Origin of the sequence: Bradyrhizobium sp. SZCCHNR1053, from assembly GCF_032381235.1 — a bacterium.
Lineage (GTDB): Bacteria > Pseudomonadota > Alphaproteobacteria > Rhizobiales > Xanthobacteraceae > Bradyrhizobium.
The window spans coordinates 424822-451087 of record NZ_JAUHJM010000003.1; the positions used below are offsets into that span (position 1 = coordinate 424822).

Here is a 26266-nt window from a genome sequence, read left to right on the forward strand (position 1 = left end):
GATCATTCTTTGGCAACGCGAGGTTCTTCCAAACGAAAGCTCTCTTAGCGATTGCAGTTCGTAGGGTGGGCAAAGGCGCGCATGCGGCGCTGTCTGCATCGGGCGCTGCTCTCTGCGCGCCGTGACCAATGACGTGGATAGATGGGGCTAAAAACGCGGTGTCAGTCCGGGGCGCGCGAAGCGCGAGCCCGGAATCAGGGCCGCAGGCGGTGTCGTTGGATGGATTCCTGGTTTGCGCTTCGCGCGCCCCGGAATGACGGAGGAGAGAGCCGTGGTCTCAAAGCTCCCTGGCATTGCTGAACGCGAACGAGCTGACGCGCCGCGTGGTCTCGTCCAAGATCAGCGTGCGCGTGATCGGCGGCTCGGCGCGCTGGGCGCAGTTCTCCCGCTCGCACAGCCGGCAGTTGACCCCGATCGGCGTGCCCTCGGTCTTCTCCAGATCGATGCCGGCGGCATAGACCAAGCGCGACGCATGCCTGATCTCGCAGCCGAGGCCGATGGCGAAGCGTGGCTGCGGCAGCGGATGCGGCGCGACCGGGCGGCGGACCATCTGGGCGATCGAGAAATAGCGCGAACCGTCCGGCAGCTCGATGATCTGCTTAAGGAGGCGGTCGGGCGTGTCGAAGGTCGAATGCACGTTCCACAGCGGGCAGGTGCCGCCGAACTTGGAGAACGGGAAGGTGCCCGACGAGAAGCGCTTGGAGACGTTGCCGGCATTGTCGACGCGCAGCATGAAGAACGGGATGCCGCGGGCGTTCGGGCGCGACAGGGTGGTGAGGCGGTGGCAGACCTGCTCGAAGCCGGTGTTGAAGCGCTGCGCCAGCACGTTGATGTCGTAGTTGAGCGCTTCGGCCGCGGCGAGAAACGGGGCGTAGGGCATCATCACGGCGGCGGCGAAGTAGCTCGCCAGCGTCATGCGATACAGCCGCCGCGCGGTGTCGTCGAGCGCACCGGCGCGGCCGATGATGAGCTCGAACTGCGGCAGGCATTCGGCCATGCCGAGCTGCACGGCGAGCTGGAAGGTGCGGCCGGGACCGTCGACCAGCTCGGAGATCAGCAACTGGCGGCGGTGGCGATCGTAGCGGCGCAGGGTCTCGCGCATCACGTCGACCGGCATGACGCGGGTCTGCACCGAATGTTTTTCGCGCAGCCGCGCCGCGAGCGCCGCATAGAGCCCCTCGGCCGGCACGTCGAGCGCGTCGCGCAGGCTTTCGGCCTGCTGCTCGAGCTCGGCGAAATAGTTGCGGTTGGCTTCGATCAGGTCCCGCACGCGCTCGATCGGGTTGGCCTCGAAACGGGCGCCCTCGTTGCGGTCGGCCATCTGCGCCGCCACCAGGGTCTCGCCGCGGCGCGCCTCGGTGTAGGCCGCGTACAGCCGCTGCAGCGCGTGGGTGACGCCGGGGCAGAGCTCGGCGAGATCGCGCAGCTCCTGCTTGGGCAGCTCGATCTGGCGGAACAGCGGATCGGAGAAGATCTCGTTGAGCTCGGCGAAGAAGCGGTCCTCGTCGGCGCTGGCGAGGTCGCGCAGGTCGAGGTCGTAGGTTTCGGCCAGCCGCAGCAGGATCTGGGCAGAGACCGGGCGCTGGTTGCGCTCGATCAGGTTGACATAGCTCGGCGAGATCCCGAGGCCCTCGGCGAGCTGGGTCTGCGACAGCCCCAATTGCTGGCGGATGCGCCTGAAGCGCGGGCCGACGAACAGCTTCTTTCCGGATTCGCCGGGCATCGCGATCCCCCTTCGGGCCGGCCGGCCCGCCTTTGTGACAATATTTACAAAATGACATTTATGACAAGTGATGATGTTACATGACATCACCATTCGAAAACAAGGGCTCTATACGAAACATCCGGACTCGCGTTTATCTCCTGTCACGCAATTCGCAATGCACTGTCAAAATTGTGACGGTTGAAGGAGAGTCTCATGAGCAGCAATTTCTGGGTGATCGGCGGCGAGTTCGGCTCGATGAATTTCCACAAGCTGGTGGAAGGCTCGGCCCAGGTGAAGGGTCCGTTCAAGTCGCGCAAGGAAGCCGAGGATTGCTGGCGCGAGGTGTCCGAGGAGAACCGCCACAAGGCTGGCGTGCGGTTCTCGATCGTCGAGGAACCGCAGCGCGCTCCGGCCGCCTGACGCGGCCGCGCAAGGAATGCATTGCCGGGTATTTCAATAAGCTCAAGGAAGAGCCCAAGGACGGGGCGGTCTCAGCCGGATCACATCGGCGGGGGCCGCCCACGTCCTTTTCGTGGTTACGACGGCGTGCTTATAACCCATTGAAGATGAAAGGGGATTGCAGAATACTGGGTTACTGCTAGGTTTACGCGGTGGGAACCTGGCGAAACCAGGGCCGAACCGTGAAAGCGTGAGCGATGTCCGAGGCCGCCGATAGCAGCACAGACTCCCGCCCCGTGCGCCTGCGCGAAGCGCTGCGCCAGGCCCGGATCGAGGCCGCGGACCGAACGGGCGTGGTGGTCGACCTGCGCGACGCCGAGGTGGCTCGGCTGGAGATACTCAACGACGCGCTCGACCCCCTGTTCGCAGAGATCCCGAGCCAGCTCGATCTGTTCGACCGTGGCATCAGCCAGGGCGAGACGCCGCGGCTGTGGATCGACGTCGTCGCCCATGTCGTGATGGGGCGTGACAAGCGGCAGTATCGCTTCGTGCAGGACACCCGCAACGGCCGCATCGTGCTCGTCGAGTCGCACGACATCGGTGCGATCGTGAAAGCCGTCACCGACTACGTCGCCCGCCGCATGGTCGAGCGCGAGCGTGCCTTCAGCGTCGCCCGGGCTCAGGCGAAGGAGACCAGCGAGGCGCCGCGGCGGCGCGGCGGGTTCTGGCCGTTCGTGCTCGGCTTCGTGCTTGGCGCGCTGTCGCTGTTCGGGGTCGCGTTCTATGCGAGCCTGCAGCAGATCTGAGGACTTGGCCGCGACTCAAAGCAGGCGGACCTCGCGGATTTCGCGCACGCGCAGCGCCTCGTTGACCGCGCGCACGGTCATGTCGCAGCGCCAGTGATTGCCGTCGCTGCTGATGGCAAACATGTTGTAGGCCGCGGCTGGATAGTGGCCATGCGCGATCGAGGAGGCCGAGGGCACGCCGACGACCGGGATCTTGCGCTCCGGGCCGTCGATCCAGATGGTCGAATGCACGTGGTCATGGCCGTGCAGGATCAGCTCGACGCCATGGCGCGCGAGCAGCGCGATCAGCTTCTTGGCGTCGGTCAGCCGCTTCATCCGGTGGGCCGAGCGCAGCGGATGATGCACCAGCAGCACGCGGAACAGCTGCTCGTGCGCAAGCGATTCGAGCAGCAGCTCAAGCGCGGCGAGTTGCGCGCTGCCGATCCGTCCCGTCGCCATGAACGGCGCCGAGGGCACGGCCGAGGACAGGCTGATCAGCGCCAGCGGCCCGCGCCGGCGCAGCGAGGGGAACGTTGCCGGTCCCGCGGCATCGCCGCCGAAATAGTCGGCAAAGCTCTCGGCGAAGCGCAGCCGGGTCGAGCGCACATACGCGTCGTGATTGCCCGGGATCGCGGTGACCCTGTCCGGCGGCCCCACCGTCCGCAGCCAGGCCTGGGCGATGGGGAATTCGGATTCCAGGGCGAAATTGACCAGATCGCCGGTGACGGCGATCTGGTCCGGCATCTGCGTGTGCAGGTCGGAGATGAGCAGATCGAGGATATCGCTGCGATGGTATTTGTAGCGATTGCGCGTCCAGTTGAGATAGCCGAGCGCGCGCTTGCCGGCGAGCTCCGACAGGCGCGGCTTGTGCTGTGGCGCGAGATGCGGGTCGGACAGATGGGCGAGCGTGAAGGCGGCCATTATGCCCCTCGGTGCCGATGGCGGATGCAAGCGCGCCCAGATGTCATCTCGTGCTATCCCTCGTGGTGCCCGGCTCTCATGACAAGCCCTGCCAGCGAGCGCAAGAACAACCAGGACGACGACAGCGATGACGACACATCTGAGCCGGCTGCGGATCCGGTTCGAGCCCGTGCTCCGCCGCGGCTTCCATCTCTATTGGCGCTTCGCCCGCGGCATGACGCTCGGCGTCCGCGGCGTGGTGCTGGATGCCGAGAACCGCGTGTTCCTGGTCCGGCATGGCTATGTCTCGGGTTGGCACCTGCCGGGCGGCGGCGTCGAGGTCGGCGAGACGTTCATCGAGGCGCTGACGCGGGAGCTGTTCGAGGAGGGCCGGATCGCGCTCGAAGGCGAGCCGGAGCTGCACGGCATCTTCCTCAACAGCCACGTCTCGTCGCGCGACCACGTCGCCGTCTTCGTTATCAAAAGGTTCACGCAGGACCGGCCGCCGGAGCCGAACCTCGAGATCGTGGAGACCGGATTCTTCGCATTTGATGCGCTGCCGGAGGGAACGACGCTCGGCACGCTGTCCCGCCTGCGCGAGGTGCTAGACGGCGTTAAGGTCATTCCCACCTGGCGGCCGGAACAGAACGTTGCCGCCGGATCATTATGAATTTCTGCACCGAATGAGGGCAGTCTCCCGGCCGTGGGAGAGGGGTCGATGATATCACCTTCGATGCGGATCGCCGTGCTGGTGCCCTGCTACAATGAGGAGGCCGCGGTCGCCACCGTGGTCCGCGATTTCAAGCAGGCGCTGCCGACGGCCACGGTCTATGTCTACGACAACAATTCCAAGGACCGCACCATCGAGGTCGCGCGCGCGGCCGGCGCCGAGGTGCGCTCTGAGCGGCGGCAGGGCAAGGGCCACGTCGTCCGGCGCATGTTCGCCGATGTCGATGCTGACATCTACGTCCTGGTCGATGGCGACGCGACCTATGACGCGCCGAGTGCGCCCGGCATGATCGCGCGTCTCGTCAGCGAGCGGCTCGACATGGTGGTGGGCCTGCGCGTCGACCAGGAGCAGGCCGCCTATCGCATGGGTCATCGCACCGGCAACTGGATGCTGACGAGCTTCCTCGCCGAGGTGTTCGGCCAGGCCTTCAAGGACATCCTGTCCGGCTACCGCGTATTCTCGCGCCGTTTCGTCAAATCCTTCCCCGTCCTCTCCGACGGATTCGAGATCGAGACCGAGCTGACCGTGCATGCGCTGGAGCTGGCGCTGCCGGTCGCCGAGGTCGCGACGCCATACTACGCGCGGCCCGAAGGGTCCGTCTCCAAGCTCAACACCTGGCGCGACGGCTTCCGCATCCTCGGCACGATCCTGAAGCTTTATCGCTCGGAGAAGCCGCTGCGCTTCTTCAGCGCGATCGGCATTTTCCTCGCGCTGGTCTCGATCGGCTTCGCGATTCCCATCTTCGTCACCTATATCGAGACCGGGTTGGTGCCGCGGCTGCCGACCGCCGTGCTGTCGATGGGCCTGATGATCATGGCGCTGCTGTCGGCCTCGTCGGGCCTCGTGCTCGACACCGTCACCCGCGGTCGCCGCGAGATGAAGCTGCTGGCCTATCTGTCACACGCGCCGATCGAGGGGTGATGCAGGCGAAAGCTTGTGTCCGTCCGCCGTTCCGGTCATGGTTCGGGCGTCAACGTCCTGAACGAGAACACCGCCTCCATGCCCATCCTCAACAGCATCGCCGCGCTCGCCGACGACATGGCCGCCTGGCGCCATGATTTCCACGAACATCCGGAATTGATGTACGAGGTGCATCGCACCGCCGGCATCGTCGCCGAGCGCTTGCGCGAATTCGGTTGTGACGAGGTGGTGACGGGCATCGGGCGCACCGGCGTGGTCGGTGTCATCCGCGGCCGTCGGACGAGTTCAGGTCGCACCGTCGGCCTGCGCGCCGACATGGATGCGCTGCCGATCGAGGAAGCCTCGGGGGTGCCCTATGCGTCGAAGACGCCGGGCCTGATGCATGCCTGCGGCCATGACGGCCATACCGCGATGCTGCTGGGTGCCGCCAAGCATCTCGCCGACACGCGCAATTTCGACGGCACCGCGATCGTAATCTTCCAGCCCGCCGAGGAGGGCGGCGCCGGCGGCAAGGCGATGGTCGACGATGGATTGATGACCCGCTGGGGCATCCAGGAGGTCTACGGTCTGCACAATGCGCCGGGCGTGCCCGAAGGCGTCTTCGCGCTGCGGCCGGGCCCGATGCTGGCGTCATCGGACCAGATCGAGATCACCGTCCGCGGCAAGGGCGGTCATGCCGGCGCCGGGGTTCACAAGGCGGTCGACAGCGTGCTGATCGCTGCGCACATCATCACGGCGCTGCAGTCGATCGTGTCGCGCAACGTCGATCCGATCAAGTCGGCGGTCATCTCGATCTGCGTCGTCGAGGCCGGCAAGGCGATGAACGTCATTCCGGAGACCGTCGAATTGAAGGGGACCGTGCGCACGCTGGATCCCGAGGTGCAGGATCTGGTCGAGCGCCGCATTGCCGAGGTCGCCGACGGCATCGCCCGCACCTATGGCGGTGAGGCGACGACGAAATACACGCGGCTCTACCCGATCACGATGAACCATGCGCGCGAGACCGGCGTCGCCGCTGACGTCGCCCGCGACGTTGTCGGCGCGGAGCGGGTGGTCGACAATGCGCCGCCGCTGATGGGGGCCGAGGATTTCGCCTTCATGCTGCAGGCCCGTCCCGGCGCCTTCGTCTTCCTCGGCATGGGCGACGGCAAGGATTGCCACCACCCGGCCTATCGCTTCAACGACAACATTCTCGGCCATGGCGCCTCCTATTGGGTGCGGCTGGTCGAGAAGACGATGCCGGCTGATTGATGCCGGCGGCGTGGCGCTAGCTGCGAGCCGTCGCCTGCAATGACCGTTGGCGCCACTGCCGCGGGCTGCAGCCGCTCCAGCGCGCGAAGGCACGGGAGAACGCGGACGCCTCGGAATAGCCGAGCAGGAAGGCGACGTCGCCGAGCGGCAGATGCGCTTGGCGCAGATAGTGGCGGGCGAGGTCGAGCCGGGTCGCCTCGACGAGGTCGGAGAAGGTGGCGCCGAACTCGGCAAGCCGGCGCTGCAACGTCCACGGCGTGGTCGACAGCGCGTCGGCGACCTCCTCGAGATGCAGCGCGCCGGCCGACAGCCGTCGTCTGATCTCGCCGCGGACCAGATCGAGGAACGCCGGCGTGCCGCACGAGCCGGCGACACTGGCAAGATCGGTCGTGAGCCGCTGCAGGCGTGACAGATCGGCCCCTGGCATGGCGCGGTCCAGGCCGCGGTCGCGAAACACCAGCGCATTGGTGCCTTGCGACCATCCGACGTCGGCATCGAAGGCTGCCTCATGATCGCGCCAGGCGGCCGGCCGGGCATGCTCGAACAGCACCATGTCAGGCGCCCAGCCCGATGGCAGGCACGCGCGGAAGACGTTCGCGAACATGCCCATGGTCAATTCGGCATCCTGCCGGCGATCGACGATCGAGCCGTCGAGGATGCGATATTCGAGGTGGAGAAAGCCGTCCTTGCGGGCGAGGCGGGTCTCGGTGGCCTGCTGATGCCAGGGAAACCACAGCGCGAGATGCTCGATCGCCGAACCGAGCGTCGGCGCGGACAGCGCGATCTCGCCGATCAGGCCGAGCATCTGCGGCTGGTAGCGCTGGCCGAACCACAGTCCGAAATTGTCGTTGCCGGTCTCCTGCGCGGCGTCTTCCATCATCGCGACATAGTCGGCGAGGTCGAGCGCGCGGCGGGTCTGGCCGAGGCATTCGGCATCGATGCCCACCCGTTCGAATACCGCTTCCGGACGGCCTCCCGTCAGGGCGATGAAATCAGCGACACCGGTCGCAGCAGCGGCCAGAATGTTCCGGCTGCGGTCGCGCGGATGCTCGCGTTCGGCTGCAAGAGGCTGTGCCATGAAATCCTCGCCTTTGAGGACGTACGCCGTCGGTTGACACCTCGTAGTTATGCAAGTCACGTGCCTGCCGAAGCGGGCTATCGATAAAGCCCTCCGCGCAGGGACGCGGAGGGCTTGCCTCGATCCTGGATCTCGCCGGCCCTGGCGGATCAGTCGGCCATGGCGCGGGCCTCGGTCAAAGCGATGTCGAGCAGATCGTCATTCGCCGCGTTGCCGCGCTTGCCGGCCGTCAGACGATAGAGCAGCAGACCGGCGGCGAACAGCACCACGAAGGCGGCGAACACCTGCAGGTTGAACCAAATCATCGTGAGCAGCGAGAGCGTCGCGCACACCAGCGCCACGGCCGGGAGCACCGGATAGAGCGGCGCCTTGAACGGCCTGATAAGATTGGGCTCGGTGGCGCGCAGGCGGAAGAGAGCGGCCATGCTCATGATGTACATCACGAGCGCGCCGAACACGCTCATGGTGACGATGTTCGCCGTCAGCGTCTGTCCGGCGAACTGGATGAGCTCGTCGGAGTAGATCGCGGCGATGCCGATCACGCCGCCGGCCAGGATCGCCCAATGCGGCGTGCGGCAGGTCGGATGCAGTGCGGCGAGCTTGGCCGGCAGGAAGCCGGCGCGCGACAGCGCGAAGATCTGCCGCGAATAGCCCATGATGATGCCGTGGAACGAGGCGATCAGACCGAACAGGCCGATCCACACCAGCATGTGCAGCCAGCCGGAGTTCTCGCCGACCACGATCTTCATCGCCTGCGGCAAGGGATCGTTGATGTTGGCGAGCTTCGCCCAGTCGCCGACGCCGCCGGCCATGATCATGGTGCCGAAGGCGAGCACGACGAGCGTCAGGATGCCGGCAATGTAGGCGCGAGGAACGGTCCTCGTCGGATTCCTGGTCTCCTCCGCGGCCATGGCGGCACCTTCGATCGCCAGGAAGAACCAGATCGCGAAGGGGATCGCTGCGACGATGCCGCCGATGCTCGCCAGCGAGAACGAATTCTCACCGGCCCAGCCATTGGCGGTGAAATTGGCGAAGGAAAAACCGGGCGACACGACGCCCATGAACACCAGGAGCTCGGCAATCGCCAGGACCGTGACGAACAGCTCGAACGTCGCGGCGATCGATACGCCCGCGATGTTGAGGGCCATGAACACCACATAGGCGCCGAGCGCGGCGGTCTTGGGTGACAGCGCCGGAAACTGGACGTTGAGATAGGCGCCGATGGCGAGCGCGATGGCAGGCGGTGCGAACACGAATTCGATCAGTGTCGCAAAGCCGGCGACGAAGCCGCCGAGCGGGCCGAAGGCACGGTAGGAATAGGCGAACGGACCACCGGCATGCGGGATCGCGGTGGTGAGTTCGGTGAAGGAAAAGATGAAGGTCGTATACATCACCGCGATGAAGATCGTGGTGACGAGGAAGCCGAGCGTGCCGGCCTTGTCCCAACCATAGCTCCAGCCGAAATATTCGCCGGAGATGACGAGCCCGACCGCGATGCCCCAGAGATGGAGTCCGGTCAGGCTCTTCGAAAGCGTCGGTTTGGTCTCGTCACTCATGTCCAGTCGCTCCTGTCTGTTTGTGATGGGTGATTTGTGATGACGGTGTGGTCGTCTCGATCGCGGCGTCCGGCGCCGCCTCCTTGAGGCCGATGCCGGTGACGCCGATCCGCAGCGCCTCGCGCACCAGCCAGGCCAGCTTGTCGGCGGCGCGCTCGGCCGACAGCCCATGGTGGTGAATGTTGGAGATGCAGTTGCGCGCGCTGTCGCGCAGGCCAGGGGCTGGGTGCAGTGTCAGATACACACCCAGGGAATCCGCGGCCGACAGACCCGGACGCTCGCCGATCAGGACCGCCACCAGCCGGGCGCGCATCGCGGCGCCGACAGCGTCACCCAGCGCCACGCGCGCCTGCGAAGCCAGCACGATCGGGCCGATAGACAGGCCCGTCAGACGCGCCTCGGTGGCGATCACGACAGCGGCGGCATGGCTTTCGACCGCATCCGCCGACAGCCCGTCGGCAATGATGAAGACGAGATCGTACGGACCGGATGTTAGCCCGGCGGCTTCCTGCGCGGCCAGGCGACGCCCAAGGTCGGGCCGGCGCAGATAGCTGGCGCGGTCCGGCGCTGCGCTCGCGACCTTGATCACCTCGCGCGGCGCGAGCGCGTCGGCGATGCCGTCGAAATTGACGCGGCCCCAGACAGCATCGCGGGCGAGCGCATGCGCCATCTGGAATGCGAGCTTGGCCTGCGTCGGCAGCCCGTCGCCGGAACGGCCGAGCGCGACGCGGGCGCGCGTCATCCGGCGTAACATGTCGAACGCATCGTCCCTCACGCGCGCGCTCCATGGCCGATCAGCCGGGCCACGGCCGGCGCGCTGCCGGGCAGCGGCGGCATGCGGCCGCTGCTGTCGAGCAGGCCCATCCGTGCCAGCCACGCCTCGAACTCCGGCGCCGGGCGGCGGCCGAGCAGATGCCGCAGCCGCATCACGTCGTGATGCGACAGGCTCTGATAGTTGAGCATGATATCGTCGGCGCCGGGCACAGCGATCAGGAAGTTGACGTTGGCCGCCGCAAGCAGCAGCGCCAGATCGTCCATGTCGTCCTGATCGGCCTCGGCATGGTTGGTGTAGCAGACATCGCAGCCCATGGGCACGCCGAGCAGCTTGGCGCAGAAATGATCCTCCAGCCCGGCGCGGATGATCTCCTTCGCGTCGTAGAGGTATTCGGGACCGATGAAGCCGACCACGGTGTTGACCAGCAGCGGCGAGAAGGCGCGCGCCACCGCGTAGGCGCGGGCCTCGACTGTCTGCTGATCGAGGCCGTGATGAGCCTCGGCCGACAGCGCCGCGCCCTGGCCGGTCTCGAAATACATGACGTTGTTGCCGATCGTGCCGCGCCTCAGCGACAAGGCCGCGTCCTGCGCCTCGGCCAGCAGCGCCAGGGTCACGCCGAAGCCGGCATTGGCAGCCTCGGTGCCGGCGATCGACTGGAAGACGAGATCGAGCGGCGCGCCTTTCCCGATCGCCTGGATCGAGGTCGTGACGTGGCTCAGCACGCAGGACTGCGTCGGCACCTCGAATTTGAGCCTGAGATCATCGAGCATCGTGAGCAGGCGGATGCAGGCCTCGACATTGTCGGTCGCGGGATTGATGCCGATCACCGCATCGCCCATGCCGAACAGCAGGCCATCGAGCGTGCCTGCGGCGATCGCCCGGGGATCGTCGGTCGGATCGTTCGGCTGCAGCCGCGACGACAGCCGCCCCTCCAGGCCGATCGTGGAGCGGAAGCGGGTCACGACCCGGCATTTGGCGGCGACAGCGACGAGATCGCCATTGCCGCAGAGCTTGGAGACCGCGGCCACCATCTCCGGCGTCAGGCCCGGCGCGAGGGCGGCCAGCCGGTCAGCGTCCGCCTCCCAGGACATCAGCCATTCGCGCAATTCGCCGACGGTCAGCGACGCGACGGGCGCGAATGCGGCGGCATCGTGGCTGTCGAGGATGAGGCGCGTGACCTCGTCGCTCTCATAGGGAATCAGCGGCTCGTCGAGGAAACGCCGCAGCGGCACGTCAGCGAGCGCCATCCGCGCCGCCACCCGCCGCGCGGCGCTGTCGGCTGCGAGGCCAGCCAGCTCATCGCCGGACCGGCGCGGCGAGGCGCAGGCCAACAGCGTCTTGAGATCATCGAACACATGAGTTTCGCCGCGATGGCGCGACCGGAACGCACCCGTCATCTTCGACCTGCCGCTCGTGCTGCGTCAGAGCGGTCCCAGCGGCCGCGACGGCGACCACAACGCTCATGACCTGGGGCAGGTTAAGCGAGGGCGGCTCCGGAAACTTGACATCTTAGCACAATCTTCGGTCACGCCACGCGAATGCTCAGAAAATTGGCATTGGCGACCCCGGGGCGGGCGAATGCTGTCAACACGTGGACGGCCTGCCATGGACCGCGCCGCTCCAGAATGCTATCTCGCCACCCCACATGAGTGACCTGTCCATTACGATCTCCGCCGAGAAGCCGGGCGACGCGCAGGCGATAGAGCGGCTGCATGAGCGCACCTTCGGCCCCGGCCGCTTCGTGCTGAGTGCCTATCGACTGCGCGAGCATGTCGATCATCTGCTCGCGCTGTCGTTCACCGCCCATATCGGCACTTTGCTGGTCGGCTCGGTGCGGCAGCTCCCGATCTGCGTCGGCGACACCAAGGCGCTGATGCTCGGGCCGCTGACGGTCGAGCCGCCGTTCCGCAAGCACGGCATCGGCCGCATGCTGATGGAGCGCTCGATCGCGGACGCGCGGGCGCAGGGCCATCGCTTGATTCTGCTGGTCGGCGACGCCGCCTACTACAGCCGTGTCGGGTTCAAGCCGGTGCCGAAAGGCCGGGCGATCATGCCGGGCCCGGTCGACTACAACCGGCTGCTGGTGAACGAGCTCGTCGACGGCGCGTTCGAGGACGTCGAGGGCGCGATCCGTCCTGACTGGGACTACGCCAGGTAGGTCGTCATTGCGAGCGAAGCGGCGAAGCGAAGCAATCCAGAGCCCCAAGAGAAGTCTGGATTGCTTCGCTTCGCCGCTTCGCTCCTCGCAATGACGAAGGGGGCTCAGATTGCTTTCCTCCGCGCCCCGACCGAATTCGCAATCAGAACTTGAGATTGGCAAAGATCCGCACGCCGATGCCGGGCAGCAGCACCTCATCCTTGGTGTAGGACACGGAGTTGCGGATCTTCTCGTTCAACAGATTGTTGCCGACGAGGCCGACCAGCATCTCGCGCGCGCCGAACATGTTCGGATTGAGTTTGGTGCGGTAGCTGACCTCGGCCTTCAGCAGGTTGTAGCCCGGCGTCGGTGTCTCCGCGATCGGCGCGATGTCGTTCTGGGCGAAGGCGTGCAGCAGGTTGATGCGGGTCAGCCAGTTGGCATCGCGCCAGAACAGGCCGCCGCCGACGCGCATCGGCGGAATCCGCGGCACGTTGGTGCCGTCGGAGAAGGTGGCGCGGACGACGTCGAACTGGTTCTCGATGCCCCAGATGCCGCTGCCGAGCGGAGCGACATCGAACTGGCTCTGGAACTCGAAGCCGCGGAACAGCGCGTTGCGCTGCGAGTAGACCGCCTGGTTCAGCTCGGTGCCGGTGGTGCCGCAGGAGGCAAAATCGTCGCCGCACATCACGCCGGTCAGCCGGCGGTAGATGAAGTTGCTGAACTGCGTGTAGTAGGCCGTGGCTTCGAAGCGGAACGGGCCGGTGGCCTTGCGCAGCCCGGCCTCGACGGTTTTGGCCGTCTCGATGGTCAGGTTCGGATTACCGATGTCGAAGGTTGCGGTCGCATCATGCCCGCCGCGCGAGAACAGCTCGGCTGGCTTCGGTGCGCGCTCGACATATTGCGCGGTTACGCTCGCCACCAGATCGCCCGGCAGGTTCTGCAACAGGCCGACGCTCGCGCTCTTCGGCGTGTACGACGGATTGCGGGCGATGTTGGCCTGCGGCGTACCGTCCGGCAGATAGTCGACCGGAAAGTTCGGTGTGGAGCCGTTCAGCGCGACGTGCTCGATCCGGCCAGCGACCTGCGCCTTGGTCGAGGGCGAGAAGGCGAGCTCATTGAAGACATAGCCGGCGACGCGATTGTTGGTGTTGGGGCCGAACAGGCCGTTGAACACCGAGCCGGGGTTGTCGGGGCTCGGCGCATTCAGCTCCTGGTGCCCGGCCTGCACGCCATAGGCGGTCGTCAGCGTGGCGAAGCGCAGATTGACGGGCATCATCTGCATCTCGACGCGCGCTTCCTGCTCGCGATTGGTGAAGGTCTGGCGCACGCCATCGGTGGTCGGGTCGGTGACGGCTGCAAGGCCGAGCTCATTGTGCCGATAGTCTGTCGCGCCGGCCCAGAATCGGATCGCATCGATCGCCGCGGAGTCCGGGCGATACTCGCCCTTGGCGGTGATCTTGGTCTGGTGTGCGTCGATCCGGGTCCGGCTGTCGGCGCCGTCGATGCCGGGGATGTGGTAGAGCGCATCGGTCTGCTGGATCGCCGCGCCGATGAAGCCGCCGGTGAAGAAATAGCTGCCGCCGATCGAGGCGCCATCGTTCTGCACGGCGGAGTTCGGCTGCCGGCCGTTCACCGGGCGGGTCTGGTCGAACAGATAGGGGTAGCCCGGAATCGAATAGTCGCCGGTCTTGCGGCCGTAGGCATCGGCATGAAGTGCGAAGTTGCCGCCGCCGGCATCGAGCAGCACGCCGCCCTCGACGCCGCGGTCGACCGAGCTGAACGAGGTGCGCGTTTCCGCGGTGACGCAAGGCGCGCTGCCCGCGGCCGGCGCGCTCGCCGGCAGGCCATAGGTCTGAAACGGCGCGGTCGAACAGGTCGGCAGGGCCTGCGGAATGCGGTTGTTGGTGGCGCTGACGACGCCGCCGATCGAGGTGGAGCCGTAGCGCAGCGCCGCGGGGCCGCGAACGACCTCGATCTGGTCGCTGGTGAGCGGATCGATCGGCACGAAATGATCTTCGCCGAGATCGGACGCACCGCCGCCGCCGATGCCGTTCTCGACGATACCGACGCGGTTGACGTCGAGGCCGCGGATGATCGGCCGGCTCGAGGCGCCCGGCGCGAAGCTCGATCCGGTAATGCCGGGTTTCGAATTGAGAAGGTCGCCGAGCGTGGCGGCGCCGGAGCGGCGAAGCTCCTCGTTCGGCACCACGGTGACGGTTGCGAACTGGTCGGTGACGACAGGCAGCACACCCTGTTGCGGCGGCGGTGGCGCTGATTGTGCTTCTCGCGCTGGCGTCGGCGCACGGGGCCCGCGCGCGACGCGCGCGGTAGGATTGGGCCGCGGCACCACCGGCTTCCGTGCCCGTATCGGGCTCGGCGCTGTCACGTTGACCTCGGGCAACTCGGCCGCCGGCTTCGGATCGTCAGCGCGCGCGGGCGCACCCAAAACGCACAACATGGCTGCGGCGCTGCAGCCCGACATCAAGGCTCTCGACAACATCGTTCAATTCCTGATCCTGATCAGGCGTCCCACGTCTTTCGTTGCTGGCGGGATGCGCCTGCCGTCGGCTTGCGACGGACCCATTCCTGCACGCGGCCGCCGTGCGCGTGAGCGCAACCGTGGCGGCGTTTCGAGCGGTTCAGATCAGGCGATGGGAGGAGCGCGCGGCTGGAAGGCGGTGTCGACGACAACAGCCGCGACAGTGGCGGTGATCGCATCGGGCAGACGAAATGCCACCGCTTCAGGAGGCGTCAGAACGGGCGTCGGTGACAGCAGGATCGATTGCGCCATCGCCATGACGGCGCAGATGGCGCAGCCATCAGCGGAGGGCTGCTGGTCGGGGTCCTGGCTTGCGGGAGAGGAGCCGGTATGGGCCTGTGCGGTCGTGATACGACTGCCGTCCAGGCTCTGCGTGGAGAGCCAATGAACATGGCCGAACGCGAGCGCGAATTGCAGCACCAGCGCCAACAGCGCGAGCCGCGAGACATCTTTGATGTTCGCGCGAAACCAGCTCATCGCCAGCTCTGGCTCATGTGATCTGGCTCATGTGAATAGGCCACCCCGTTCGGCTGAGAGGCTCAGCCGTTGTTACATTGTAACATCGCAGGGGGGCTTCACAGCTGTCAATCAGTGTACTGCGACGGCGGATGAAATCCCCGTCGCTGTGCCCTTCGCGCCACGTCGCGCGGGCTCGTATCCTTCGAGGCTAACGACCCTCGCGCACCCAGGTTGCGGCGAGTGCGCCGAGCAGCAGCAGCAGGCCGATCACGCCGGCGAACATCGGCAGCACGCCGACGCCCTTGACCACGCTGGCGTCGCGCATCCGCACGCCCATCCAGCCGTCGCCGCTGAACAAGGTCGATGACCTCACCGGGACGATGCGCGGCAAGTCGATGCCGGATCCGTCGGCGATGCGGCGGGCGTCGCCGCCGGTCGCCTGTGCCAGCGGCTTCAGGGTTTCGGTGGTCGAGGTGACCTCGGAGAATTCCTTCGGATTGGTCGGGCCGACATTGATCAGCGCCTTCAGCGTGCCGTCGGTCGCCTGCCACAGGCCGAGCTCGTTGGCGGGCAGGGTCGCGCGCCATTCGCCGGGATCGCCCTGGCTCAGAGTGAGCTCGCGCGTGGTGCCGGACGGCGAGGTCACGGTCACCGGCGGGACGGTGTCGCCCATGGTCTGGCGGATGACGGCGAGATCCTTGCCTTGAATCTGCAGCCGCAGCGCTTCCTCGTCGAGATCAGGCTGCTGCATCAGCCAGTGCGACATCCGCCTGAGCAGATCGAGATGCGGTCCGCCGCCTTCGTAGCCGCGTGCCCACAGCCAGATGTGGTCGGACAGCAGCAGAGCGACGCGGCCGGCGCCGAAGCGCGACAGCAGCAGGAGCGGCTTGCCGTCGGCGCCGGTCATGACCGGCGGACTGACCGCATTACGCGTCTCGACGGTGCGGAAGAAGCGGCTCCAGCGCGGCGGCTCGGAGCCCGAGCCCTCGAGGCCGCGCGTAACCGGATGGCGTTTGCCGGCGTCAGATAGATGCGCATAGAAGGGCTTCTCGGTGACGCCGACCGGCTCGGCGGGCAGCACCGAATCGAGCGGTGTGCGCCAGATGCTGGTGTTGGAGGCGTAGTCCGGCCCGGCCGAGACCAGCACCGCGCCGCCATTGCGGACGTAGCGCGCGATGTTGTCGAAATAGGCGATCGGCAACACGCCCTGCCGGGCGTAGCGGTCGAAGATGATCAATTGGAATTCGTTGATCTTCTGCTGGAACAGCTCGCGGGTCGGAAACGCGATCAGCGACAGCTCGTTGATCGGGGTGCCGTCCTGCTTCTCCGGCGGCCGCAGGATGGTGAAGTGGACGAGATCGATGCTGGCGTCCGACTTCAACAGGTTGCGCCAGGTGCGTTCGCCCGAATGCGGCTCGCCCGACACCAGCAGCACGCGCAGCTTGTCGCGGACGCCATCGATCGAGACCACGGCGCGGTTGTTGACGAGGGTCAGCTCGTTGTCGAGCGGCGAGGCCTCGATCTCGACGATGTTCTGGCCTTCGTGCTTGATGTCGACGTCGACATTGGCGGCCTGGCCGCTGGTCAAGGTGCGCTCGCTGATGACCTCGCCGTCGCGCCGGATCACGACCTTGGCGCTGGCGCCGCTGACGCCCTGGTCGTCGAGCCGGAAGCTGATCGTCTGCGGCTGGCCGACGATGCCGAAGCGAGGGGCGGCGGTGATCGCGACGCGGCGGTCACGTTCGGCCTTCTGGCCCGTGATCAGGGCCTGCAGCGGAGCCTGGAAGCCGAGCGCGGCGACGTTGCCGGGAATGTCGTGGACGCGTCCATCCGTGATCAGGAAGGCGCCCGCGACCCGATCGACCGGGACGTCCGACAGCGCCGAGGTCAGCGCGCTGAACAGATGCGTGCCGTCGGTCTCGCCATCGGCCTGACCGGCATCGACGACGCGGACCTCGAGGCCCTTGATCTTCTTCAAGCTGTCGACCAGCGACTCCTGGGCCGCTTGGGTCTGCTTGTTGCGGTCACCGAAATTCTGGCTCGGGCTCTTGTCGACGACGACGGCGGCGACCGAGCTCAGCGGCTCGCGGTCCTCGCGCGTGAACTGCGGATTGGCCAGCGCGAGCGCGATCAAGGCGAGCGCGGTGACGCGGATCCAGGCCGAGCGCGAGCGGCCGAGCAACAGGAGCGCGGCGATGACGACGATCGCGCCGATCGCGAGCCACAGCACGACCGTCGGGACGAGAGGCGTGAACGCGATGCCGTAATTCATGAGGCAAACTCGCTGGCTTCGTCATGGCCGGGCTTGTCCCGGCCATCCACGTCATTCCCTCGGAAAACAGGAGCGTGGATGCCCGGCTCAAGGCCGGGCGTGACGACGGATGTTTTGGCGCGGCTGCGCGTGGCTATTGTCATCACTGCCCAAGCCGTTCGATCAGCGCAGGCGCGTGCACCTGGTCGGCCTTGTAGTTGCCGGTCAGCGTGTACATCACGATGTTGACGCCGGCGCGGAAGGCGAATTCGCGCTGCCGCGGCTCGCCGGGAACCATCGGCAGCATGGCCTGGCCGTCGGGGCGGATGGCCCAGGCGCCGGCGAGGTCGTTGGAGGTGATGATGATCGGTGAGACGCCGTCGCCGCCGCGCGCCGGGCGCGAGGCGCTGTCCTCGTCCTCGTCTTTCGGCAGCGCCTCGACCCAGGTCTGGCCTGCGGTGAAGCGACCGGGGAAGTCGCGCAGCAGGTAGAACGTCTTGGTCAGCACGTGCTCGCGCGGCACCGGCTCGAGCTCGGGCACGTCGAGCGAGGAGAGAATCTCGCGCAGCGACTGCATGCCCGGGGTCTGCTGCGCGCCGTTGTCGCCGGGCGGCGCCTCGACCGCATCCCGGGTGTCGAAGATGACCGTGCCGCCCTGCTTCATGTAGGCGTCGATCTTGTTGATCGCGTCCTGCGGCGGCTTCGGCGTGCCCGGCACGATCGGCCAGTAGATCAGCGGGAAGAAGGCGAGCTCGTCATGCGCAGGATCGATGCCGACGGGGTCGCCGGCTTCGAGCGCCGTGCGCTGGGCCAGGAACAAGGTCAGTCCGGTCAGGCCGGCCTTGACGATGGAATCGACGTCGGCATTGCCGGTCACGACATAGGCAAGCCGCGTCTGCGACACCGCGCGCATGGCGAAATCGTCGCTGGCGGCGTCGGCGCGCGCGGCCGTCGGCATCGCGACCGCGAGCAGGGCGCCGGTTGCAAGCACCGCAAGCGCGATGGACGCGGGCGCTGCACGCCGCCACCGCGCGAGCGAGGCCAGCACGCCGCCGAGCAGGGCGACGATGACCGCGTCGATCAGGAACAGCAGCAGTGCGGTCGACAGCAGGATGCCCCGGAGATCGCGCGGCTCGGCGGTGGTGTAGCTGGCACGCTTGGCGCGCAGCGTCGACGTGTCGAGCTGCAGAATGCGATCGGCGGGGCTGAGCGTGTTCACTGCGGTGGGTCCCTCGGCTGGGCCATAGAATCCGGGTGGATGATCCAGCGAAGCCCGGTCGTTGAAATCCGCCGGCAGCGGCTTGGCGGTCGAAGGCGGCGGTCCGAAGGCGCCGAAGCCGTCGAGGATGTGCAGCGGCGCCAGCGTGGCCTTGGCGGTCTCACCCGCGGGACCAGGGCCCGGCGTCGAAGTGTAGCCGGACATGTCGACGATGCGGCGGAGCATCTCGACCATCGCGCCCGACATCGGCAGATCGGACCAGCGCATGTCGGCGCTGACATGGAACAGCGCGATCAGGCCCTTGCCGCGATGCTCGCCGGTGACGAGCGGCGTGCCGTCCTCCAGCGAGGCCCAGCTCTTGGTCGCCAGCACGGCGTCGGGCTCGGCGAGGACCTGGCGATTGACCGTCACGTCCTTCGGGACGGTGATGCCGGCGAACGGGCCGTCGGCGGCGAACGCGGCCAGGTGTTGCGGCTTCTCCCAGGTCAGGCTGCCGCCCAGGGTGCGGCCGCCGCGGCGCAGCTTGACCGGCACGAGATCGTCGTCGCCCTGCGCCAGGCGCGGGCCGGCGAAGCGCACCAGCACGCCGCCATTCTCGATCCAGCCGTTGAGACGGTCGCGCAGCTCCGGCGACAGCGTGCCGACGTCGGCCATCACGATCATCGGCACCTTCTGGTCGAGGAACTGCGTGATGACCTGCTGCGGAGCGCCGCGATCACCGAGGCGGAGATCGGCGAACGGCGCCAGCGCGCGCGTCAGATAGAAGGTCGGCGCGAGCAGCGGTTGCGCGGTGTCGCTGGTGGCGCCGGAGACGATGCCGACCGCACGCCGCCGCCAGCGCTTGTCGAGCAGTTGCACGGCGCCTGCGGAGCGCTCGCCGGCGATCTCGAGCCGGGTGATGTCATTGCGCAGCTCGACCGGAAGATCGAAGCTCGCCTCGGCGTCGTGCGCACCGGCGGCGAAGCCGAACTGCGCTTCGCCGAGCGGCGAGCCCTTGGCGTCGAGCGCGCGCACAATGCCGCCCGGAACCGAGAGATCGGCGCGCAGCACCTTCACGGTCATCTTGGCCGCGGCGTTCTCGGCGCCCGCAAGCGCCAGCGGCGACAGGGTGCCGCCTTCGAACACCGTCAGGCTGCGATCGCCGATGGTCTTGGCAAGGCCGGTGACAAACTCGCTGCCGCGGCCGGGATCGACGCCGTCGGAGAACCACATGATCTCGGCATCGCCCGTCGCTTTCAGGAAGCGATCGAGCTGCGGCAGCGCATCGGCGCGCTCGGTCGTGTAGGCCTTGGGCGCGATCTGGCGCAGCGCGACGCGCGCCGCGCCGGCTGGCATCAAGGTGAGGTCGCGTGCGGGCTCCGACAGCGGCATCAGCGCGACGCCGCGGCGGTCGGCATCGGCATTGGCGATGATCTCGTCGGCGGCCCTGATACGCGTGTCCCAGCTTGCGGCCGCGCTCCAGCTGTCGTCGAGCAAAAGCACAAGCGGCGCCTTGCTGCCGACGGCCTCGGTGCGCGGATTCCAGATCGGACCGGCCGCGGCGAAGATCACCAGCGCCGCCGCGATCAGCCGCAGCAGGGTCAGCCACCAGGGCGAGCGCGACGGCGTCTCTTCCTTGGGCGTGATGTCGAACAAGAGCCGGGTCGGCGGAAACTCGATGCGGCGCGGCCGCGGCGGCATCACCCGCAGCAGCCACCACAGCACCGGCAGGCTGATGAGCCCGGTCAGCAGCAAGGGTTCGGCGAACGACAGCGGTAGGCCCATCATGCGCCGAGCCCTCCGGGGCCAGCGCCCACTTTGACGCCGCCGCGCGCGCTACCTTTGGCCGTGGTCATACCGGCATGCAGGAACAGCAGCAGCTCGGCGGCCGAGCGGCTGGTGGTGTGGGTGGTGAACAGCCAGTCGAGCTTGCCGGTCTCGGCGCGGATCTGGTCGCGATGCAGTGCCACGCGGGCGACGTAGTCCTGCGCCCAGCTCTCGGCGCGGCCGGCCGTGATGACCTCGCCGCCCTCCGGCTCGACGAACTCGACGCGGCCGGAATAGGGGAAGGTCTCCTCGGCGGGATCGACCACCTGGACCATCGTGCCGTGCGCACCCGACGCGGACAGGCCGGCGAGCATGGTGCTGATCTCGGAGATCGGTGACCAGAAATCCGACAGCACGACGATCTCGGCGAGCGCGGACGGCACGAAGGAGGGCGGCAGGCTCGGCCTGATCGTCTCATCATGCAGCATCGCCTGCGCGATGCGGTCGATCACGTTGCGGCTCCCGGTCGGATTGATCAGGCCGGGAATGCCGACGCGTTCGCCGCCGGCCACGAGCAACTCGGCCAGGGCGAAGGTCACGATCAGGGCGCGCTCGAGCTTGCTGTCGCGGGCGCCCTTCGACGCGAACGCCATCGACGGCGAGCGGTCCGGCCAGATCCACACCGTGTGCGCGGCCTCCCATTCCTGCTCACGGACGTAGAGATGATCGTCGCGCGCGGAGCGGCGCCAGTCGACGCGCTGCGACGGCTCACCGGAGACGAAGCGGCGGTACTGCCAGAAGCTTTCGCCGGAGCCGGCGCGGCGACGGCCATGCAGACCATGGATCACATTGGCGGCGATCTGGCGCGCTTCGAGCACCAGCCGCGGCAGCGACGACGCCAGCGTCCGGCTTTCGCCATCGGCACGCCGGATTGCGAGAATCTCCTTGTCGGCGTGCCCTGTCGCTGCGGCCATCAGCCAATCCGGCTCTTCAGTTGCCGGATCACGTCCGGAATGGTGCGTCCCTCGGCGCGGGCCGGGAAGGTGAGCGCCATGCGGTGCTTGAGCACGGGCTCGGCGAGATCGAGCACGTCGTCGATCGAGGGAGCGAGGCGGCCGTCGAGCAACGCGCGGGCGCGCACCGCGAGCATCAATGATTGACTGGCGCGCGGACCCGGGCCCCAGGCGATCAGCTTGCCGGCGTCGCCGGCCTCCGGGCCGGGGCGGGCGGACCGCACCAGCGACAGGATCGCCTCGACCACGGAATCGCCGACCGGCAGCCGGCGCACCAGCCGCTGCGCAGCGATCAGCGCGTCTGCGGTCATCGCGGCCTTGGCGCCGCTCTCTTCGGCACCGGTGGTCTCGAACAGGATGCGGCGCTCGGCGTCGCGATCGGGATAGTCGACGTCGATCTCCATCAGGAAGCGGTCGAGCTGGGCCTCGGGAAGCGGATAGGTTCCTTCCTGCTCCAGCGGATTCTGGGTCGCGAGCACGTGGAAGGGCTTCGGCAGGTCGTGGCGGGCGCCTGCGACGGTGATGTGCTGCTCCTGCATGGCTTGCAGCAATGCCGACTGCGTGCGCGGGCTGGCGCGGTTGATCTCATCCGCCATCAGCAGTTGCGCGAACACCGGGCCGGCGATGAAGCGGAACGAGCGCTTGCCGCCGGCGCTCTCGTCGAGCACCTCGGCGCCGAGAATATCCGACGGCATCAGGTCCGGCGTGAACTGGATGCGCTTGGCATCGAGGCCGAGCGTCACGCCCAAGGTCTCGACCAGCTTGGTCTTGGCGAGGCCGGGGACGCCGATCAGCAGCGCGTGGCCACCGGACAGGATGGTCACCAGCGTGTTTTCCACCACGCGGTCCTGGCCGAAGATGACGCTGGAGATCGCATCCTTTGCCGCTCGGATCTGGCCGGAGACCTGTTCGGCCGACCGGACGATCGCATCCTCGAGCTTCTCGGCACTCTCAGCCATTCCCGCGCTCCTTCTGCCCCGCATCTTGAACTTTCGGACGGACGTTCCGCTCCAGTTTGCCGGGACACGGATGCCAACCTATGCGAAGGCGCTGTATTCGTTGAGTTAAACTATCCCCATATTATCGGCATTACGGGGTATTGACGGCATCACGTTATGGCGACCTTACATGACCTGCAGGGCCGCCAGGAACTTTTGCACAGACGACGGCGATGGAATCTTGCACCAATCGTGCCAAGGTGGACGCAAACTCAAGGCAAACCATGGCGAAGCAAGGGCAGACCACCGACAACGGACTCGATCGGCTGACGTCGGCGGCAACGCAGGCTGGCACATCCACAAAGGGACTGCCGCCGGTGCATTTGTGGAATCCGCCATTCTGCGGCGATCTCGACATGCGAATCGCCGGTGATGGTAGCTGGTACTACATGGGCACGCCAATCGGGCGGCCTGCGCTGGTGCGGCTGTTCTCGACGATCCTCAAGCGCGAGGGTGATCGCTATTTCCTGGTCACGCCGGTGGAGAAGGTCGGCATCCGCGTCGATGATGCCCCCTTCACGGCCGTAGAAATGCGGACGGAGAGCGATGCGCGCGGGCCGCTGCTGCATTTCCGCACCAATGTCGACGACTGGGTTGCGTGCGATGCCGAGCACCGGCTGCGCTTCGAGCCCGGCGAGAGCGGCGGCCTGACGCCCTATCTGCATGTGCGAGCCGATCTCTGGGCCAAGGTGACGCGGGCGCTGTACTACGAGCTTGTTGACATGGGTGAGGAGCGGATGATCGATGGGCGTGTCATGTTCGGCGTGGGGTCGGGCGGCGCGTTCTTCCCCATGGCCGATGCAGAACAGGTGAGGGCGGCGCTTTGAACCAGCCCATGGTGAGGAACGGGACCGCTGGGCTCAGTTCAGCCGATTTCTTCGCGCGGGGCCGCGCGCGGTTGCGCTTCGACGTTCCGCAGGCCCTGCTCGATCCGGATGTCATTCCGGCCAGCGGAGATTCCGGCACCGACCGCATGCTCGAGATCATCTCCCGCGAGCAGCCCATCCGCCCCGCGGCGGTGCTGATCCCGGTGGTCGACCATCCCGAGCCGACGGTCCTTTTGACCCAGCGCTCGCCGAACCTCTCGAGCCATGCCGGGCAGATCGCCTTTCCCGGCGGCAAGATCGACGTCACCGATGCCTCGCCGCTCGATGCCGCCCTGCGCGAGGCCGAAGAGGAGGTCGGGCTCGACCGCAGCTTCGTCGACCCGATCGGCTATCTCGACGTCTATGGCACCGCCTTCGGCTTCCGCATCCTGCCCACGGTGGCGCGGGTGCGGCCCGGATTCACGCTCAAGATCAACGAGGGCGAGGTCGACGACGCCTTCGAGGTGCCGCTGGCCTTCCTGATGGACCCCGCCAATCATCAGCTGCATTCCAAGGAGTTTCGCGGCATGGAGCGTTTGTATTACGCGATGCCGTTCGCCGAGCGCTACATATGGGGCGCTACAGCGGGTATCCTTCGGGTTTTGTACGAGCGGGTCTGTCAGCCATGATCCGTGGCGTGTTGACGGAAATCGGAATTTTCCTCATTCCTTTTGCGGTTTATGTGTTGTTCTTGCTCGCGACCAAATCGGGGCTGTTGGTGCCTGTCAACTGGCCCTTTCATCTGATCACAAAATTGACGGTGGCGGCGCTGGTGTTGGTGATTGCAAGTCTGGTCCTGCTCGCCGAGTTCTCCGGCGCGCCGCCGCGTTCGACCTATATCCCCGCTCATGTCGAGAACGGCAGGCTCGTTCCAGGGGTCGAGAAATGATCGGCGCGCGGGTGCTGCATGCGCCCTGGCTCTCGTCCGGTCCCGCCGCGCGCGTGCTCGCGCTGCTCAATTGCGACGGCGAGGAGGCGCGGGTGGTCGGCGGCGCCGTGCGCAATGCGCTGCTCGGCATCGCCATCGGCGACATCGACATCGCGACCACGGCGCTGCCGGCGGAGGTGCTCCGGCGCGCCAAGGCGGCGTCGATCAAGAGCGTGCCGACCGGCATCGACCATGGCACCGTGACCCTCGTGCTCGAGGGGCATCCATTCGAGGTCACGACCCTGCGCGAGGACACCGAGACCTTCGGCCGCAAGGCCAAGGTCGAGTTCGGCCGCGACTGGGTCGGCGACGCGCACCGGCGCGACTTCACCATCAATGCGCTGTCCGTCGGGCCGGACGGCGTGGTGCATGATCACGTCGGTGGTCTCGCCGACATCGCCCAACGCCGCGTGCGCTTCATCGGCGATCCCGCCCAGCGCATCGCCGAGGATTATCTGCGCATCCTGCGCTTCTTCCGCATCCATTCGGCATTCGGCCACGGCGTCCCCGACCGCGAGGGCTATCTGGCCTGCATCGCCGGCCGCGCCGGCCTCGCCGCATTGTCCGCCGAGCGAGTGCGCATGGAGATGCTGAAACTGCTCGTCACCGACGGCGCGGTCGGCGCGATCACGGCGATGGCGGATGGCGGGTTGCTGACGGCGATCCTCGGCGGCGTCGCCTATCTCGGTCCGTTCGCCGCGATGATCGGCATCGAGCGCGAACTGGGGCTTTCGCCGAGCGCGGTCCGCCGTCTCGCGGCGCTCGCGGTCGCCGTGACCGAGGATGCGCGCCGTCTCGGCGTCAGACTGAAGCTCTCCAATGCCGAGACCAAGGCGCTGGACGGCATGGGCCATCGCTGGTGGCGGTTCGCATCCGCCGACGAGGCGCGAGTCCGGCGTCTGCTGTATCGTCTCGGCGAGACCGTCTATCGCGACCGCCTGATGCTCGGCTGGGCGCGGGCGCGCGATCGCGACGACCGGCGCTGGCGCGAGCGTGCGCTGTTGCCGCAGCGCTTCACGCCGCCGAAATTGCCGTTGAAGGCGGCCGATTTCATCGCGCGCGGGGTTGCGGAGGGACCGCTTCTCGGTCATGTGCTCACCCTCGCAGAGGATGCCTGGTTAGCTGCGGACTTTCCGCTCGACGAGGCATCGCTGAACGCGATCGCCGATCAGGCGGCGGCGCGTGTCAACCGCGACGGACGTTCATGAATTTTCTGGCAGGCTTTGCCGACATCTCGCTCCTGCAACTCCTGCTCGTCGCTTCCGTCGCTCTCTTTGCTTCCATCATCGGTGGTCTCGCCGGCTACGGCACCGGCGCTCTCATGCCGCTCGTGCTGGTGCCGATGGTCGGCGCCGAACCCGTCGTGCCGATCATCGCGATCTCGGCGATCCTCACCAACCTCAGCCGCGTCGCCGCCTACCTCCAGCATGCCGATCGCACCCGGGCCGGCATCGTCATCGCCGCGGCGGCGCTCACGACCGCGCTCGGTGCCTACGGCTACACGCGACTGACCAATGCCGGCGCGGCGTTCGTGATCGGCACCATGCTGATCATGAGCGTCCCGCTGCGGCGGATCCTGCGCAAGCGCGAGGTCAGGATCGGCAATGGCGGGCTTGCCGCCGGAGCAGTCGGTTATGGCGTGCTGGTCGGCGGCACCTCCGGCTCCGGCGTGATCCTGCTGTCGCTGCTGATGGCGGCGGGCCTGGAAGGCGCCGCGGTCATCGCCACCGACGCGATGATCTCGGTGGCGACGGGCGTCATCAAGATCTCGGTGTTTGGTTTGGCCGGCGTGGTCACGGCGCAGGTGCTGGCCTTCGCGCTCCTGATCGGCGCGGTCGCGGTGCCGGGCGCGTTCCTCGCCAAGGCCTTCGTCGCCCGCATGCCGGTGCACATCCACGCCGCCATCCTCGACGCCGCCGTGATCACCGGCGGCGGCGTGATGATCGCGTCGGCGCTGCGGCACCTGCTGCCGGCGGGATAGCCCTTCGGCGTCAGGCTACCTGCTGT

Annotated in this window: 23 protein-coding genes; 11 read left to right on the forward strand and 12 right to left on the reverse strand. The window is 67.2% G+C overall.

Annotation, left to right across the window (positions count from 1 at the left end):
• Nucleotides 1-277: 277 nt before the first annotated feature.
• Nucleotides 278-1723, reverse strand: a complete 1446-nt coding sequence (locus QX051_RS11135) for a short-chain fatty acyl-CoA regulator family protein (protein ID WP_315776130.1) — start codon at nt 1721-1723, stop codon at nt 278-280.
• A 195-nt stretch (nt 1724-1918) separates the two neighbouring features.
• Between QX051_RS11135 and QX051_RS11140 the strand changes: the two genes are divergently transcribed.
• Together QX051_RS11140 and QX051_RS11145 are read left to right on the forward strand one after the other, a co-directional pair.
• Nucleotides 1919-2125 (forward strand): hypothetical protein, encoded by a 207-nt coding sequence (locus QX051_RS11140; protein ID WP_315717315.1) that lies wholly within the window; start codon nt 1919-1921, stop codon nt 2123-2125.
• Between the two features lie 236 nt (nt 2126-2361).
• A complete protein-coding gene (locus QX051_RS11145) occupies nt 2362-2910 on the forward strand; it encodes a hypothetical protein (RefSeq protein ID WP_315738370.1) in 549 nt (182 codons plus the stop codon).
• Nucleotides 2911-2925: 15 nt separating this feature from the next.
• On the opposite strand, the gene QX051_RS11150 is transcribed toward QX051_RS11145, so the two are convergent.
• Nucleotides 2926-3810: a metallophosphoesterase gene (locus QX051_RS11150; protein WP_315776131.1), complete on the reverse strand. Its 885-nt coding sequence runs from the start codon at nt 3808-3810 to the stop codon at nt 2926-2928.
• Nucleotides 3811-3937: 127 nt separating this feature from the next.
• Here QX051_RS11150 and QX051_RS11155 point away from each other — a divergent pair, with 127 nt between their 5' ends.
• The 3 genes from QX051_RS11155 (at nt 3938) to QX051_RS11165 (ending at nt 6691) form a co-directional block, all read left to right on the forward strand.
• Nucleotides 3938-4459, forward strand: a complete 522-nt coding sequence (locus QX051_RS11155; RefSeq protein ID WP_315776132.1) for an NUDIX domain-containing protein — start codon at nt 3938-3940, stop codon at nt 4457-4459.
• A gap of 48 nt (nt 4460-4507) precedes the next feature.
• Nucleotides 4508-5440 carry a glycosyltransferase family 2 protein gene (locus tag QX051_RS11160; RefSeq protein ID WP_315738367.1) on the forward strand — a complete coding sequence of 311 codons (933 nt, stop codon included), beginning with the start codon at nt 4508-4510 and terminating at the stop codon, nt 5438-5440.
• A 78-nt stretch (nt 5441-5518) separates the two neighbouring features.
• On the forward strand, nt 5519-6691 hold the full coding sequence (locus QX051_RS11165) for a M20 aminoacylase family protein (RefSeq protein ID WP_315757010.1): 1173 nt from the start codon (nt 5519-5521) through the stop codon (nt 6689-6691).
• 16 nt (nt 6692-6707) lie between these two features.
• Here the strand turns inward: QX051_RS11165 and QX051_RS11170 are convergent, their stop codons facing one another.
• From QX051_RS11170 to QX051_RS11185, 4 genes are all read right to left on the reverse strand, one after another.
• Entirely contained in the window at nt 6708-7769 is a 1062-nt protein-coding gene (locus QX051_RS11170; protein WP_315776133.1) for an AraC family transcriptional regulator, read from the reverse strand.
• 149 nt (nt 7770-7918) lie between these two features.
• Nucleotides 7919-9325: an ethanolamine permease gene (gene eat, locus QX051_RS11175; RefSeq protein WP_315738364.1), complete on the reverse strand. Its 1407-nt coding sequence runs from the start codon at nt 9323-9325 to the stop codon at nt 7919-7921.
• Nucleotides 9318-10079 carry an ethanolamine ammonia-lyase subunit EutC gene (gene eutC / locus QX051_RS11180; protein WP_315776261.1) on the reverse strand — a complete coding sequence of 254 codons (762 nt, stop codon included), beginning with the start codon at nt 10077-10079 and terminating at the stop codon, nt 9318-9320. Before eutC ends, eat begins: the two co-directional genes overlap by 8 nt.
• A 17-nt stretch (nt 10080-10096) precedes the next feature.
• The gene (locus QX051_RS11185; protein ID WP_315776134.1) at nt 10097-11497 is read right to left on the reverse strand and encodes an ethanolamine ammonia-lyase subunit EutB; all 1401 of its coding nucleotides are present in this window, start codon (nt 11495-11497) and stop codon (nt 10097-10099) included.
• A 248-nt stretch (nt 11498-11745) separates the two neighbouring features.
• Between QX051_RS11185 and QX051_RS11190 the strand changes: the two genes are divergently transcribed.
• A complete protein-coding gene (locus QX051_RS11190) occupies nt 11746-12258 on the forward strand; it encodes an N-acetyltransferase (RefSeq protein WP_315757014.1) in 513 nt (170 codons plus the stop codon).
• Nucleotides 12259-12400: 142 nt separating this feature from the next.
• On the opposite strand, the gene QX051_RS11195 is transcribed toward QX051_RS11190, so the two are convergent.
• The 6 genes from QX051_RS11195 to QX051_RS11220 form a co-directional block, all read right to left on the reverse strand.
• Nucleotides 12401-14722: a TonB-dependent receptor gene (locus QX051_RS11195; protein WP_315776135.1), complete on the reverse strand. Its 2322-nt coding sequence runs from the start codon at nt 14720-14722 to the stop codon at nt 12401-12403.
• A 162-nt stretch (nt 14723-14884) separates the two neighbouring features.
• Entirely contained in the window at nt 14885-15256 is a 372-nt protein-coding gene (locus QX051_RS11200; RefSeq protein ID WP_315738361.1) for a DUF2946 family protein, read from the reverse strand.
• A gap of 190 nt (nt 15257-15446) precedes the next feature.
• Entirely contained in the window at nt 15447-17510 is a 2064-nt protein-coding gene (locus tag QX051_RS11205) for a hypothetical protein (protein WP_315738360.1), read from the reverse strand.
• Between the two features lie 142 nt (nt 17511-17652).
• Nucleotides 17653-20475 (reverse strand): DUF4159 domain-containing protein, encoded by a 2823-nt coding sequence (locus QX051_RS11210; protein WP_315776136.1) that lies wholly within the window; start codon nt 20473-20475, stop codon nt 17653-17655.
• Complete coding sequence (locus tag QX051_RS11215) at nt 20472-21428, reverse strand: DUF58 domain-containing protein (protein ID WP_315776137.1); 957 nt, start codon at nt 21426-21428, stop codon at nt 20472-20474. Before QX051_RS11215 ends, QX051_RS11210 begins: the two co-directional genes overlap by 4 nt.
• Nucleotides 21428-22426 (reverse strand): MoxR family ATPase, encoded by a 999-nt coding sequence (locus QX051_RS11220; RefSeq protein WP_315738357.1) that lies wholly within the window; start codon nt 22424-22426, stop codon nt 21428-21430. Before QX051_RS11220 ends, QX051_RS11215 begins: the two co-directional genes overlap by 1 nt.
• Before the next feature lie 263 nt (nt 22427-22689).
• On the opposite strand from QX051_RS11220, the gene QX051_RS11225 reads away from it, so the two are divergent.
• From QX051_RS11225 to QX051_RS11245, 5 genes are read left to right on the forward strand one after another with little or no spacing between them, the layout of a single operon-like run.
• Nucleotides 22690-23292: a DUF1285 domain-containing protein gene (locus QX051_RS11225; RefSeq protein WP_315776138.1), complete on the forward strand. Its 603-nt coding sequence runs from the start codon at nt 22690-22692 to the stop codon at nt 23290-23292.
• An 8-nt stretch (nt 23293-23300) separates the two neighbouring features.
• The gene (locus QX051_RS11230) at nt 23301-23960 is read left to right on the forward strand and encodes a CoA pyrophosphatase (RefSeq protein ID WP_409997670.1); all 660 of its coding nucleotides are present in this window, start codon (nt 23301-23303) and stop codon (nt 23958-23960) included.
• Complete coding sequence (locus QX051_RS11235) at nt 23957-24220, forward strand: DUF6111 family protein (RefSeq protein WP_315776140.1); 264 nt, start codon at nt 23957-23959, stop codon at nt 24218-24220. Before QX051_RS11230 ends, QX051_RS11235 begins: the two co-directional genes overlap by 4 nt.
• On the forward strand, nt 24217-25467 hold the full coding sequence (locus QX051_RS11240) for a CCA tRNA nucleotidyltransferase (RefSeq protein ID WP_315776141.1): 1251 nt from the start codon (nt 24217-24219) through the stop codon (nt 25465-25467). Before QX051_RS11235 ends, QX051_RS11240 begins: the two co-directional genes overlap by 4 nt.
• Complete coding sequence (locus QX051_RS11245; RefSeq protein ID WP_315776142.1) at nt 25464-26240, forward strand: TSUP family transporter; 777 nt, start codon at nt 25464-25466, stop codon at nt 26238-26240. The genes QX051_RS11240 and QX051_RS11245 overlap by 4 nt, the downstream gene beginning before the upstream one ends.
• Nucleotides 26241-26266 lie beyond the last annotated feature (26 nt).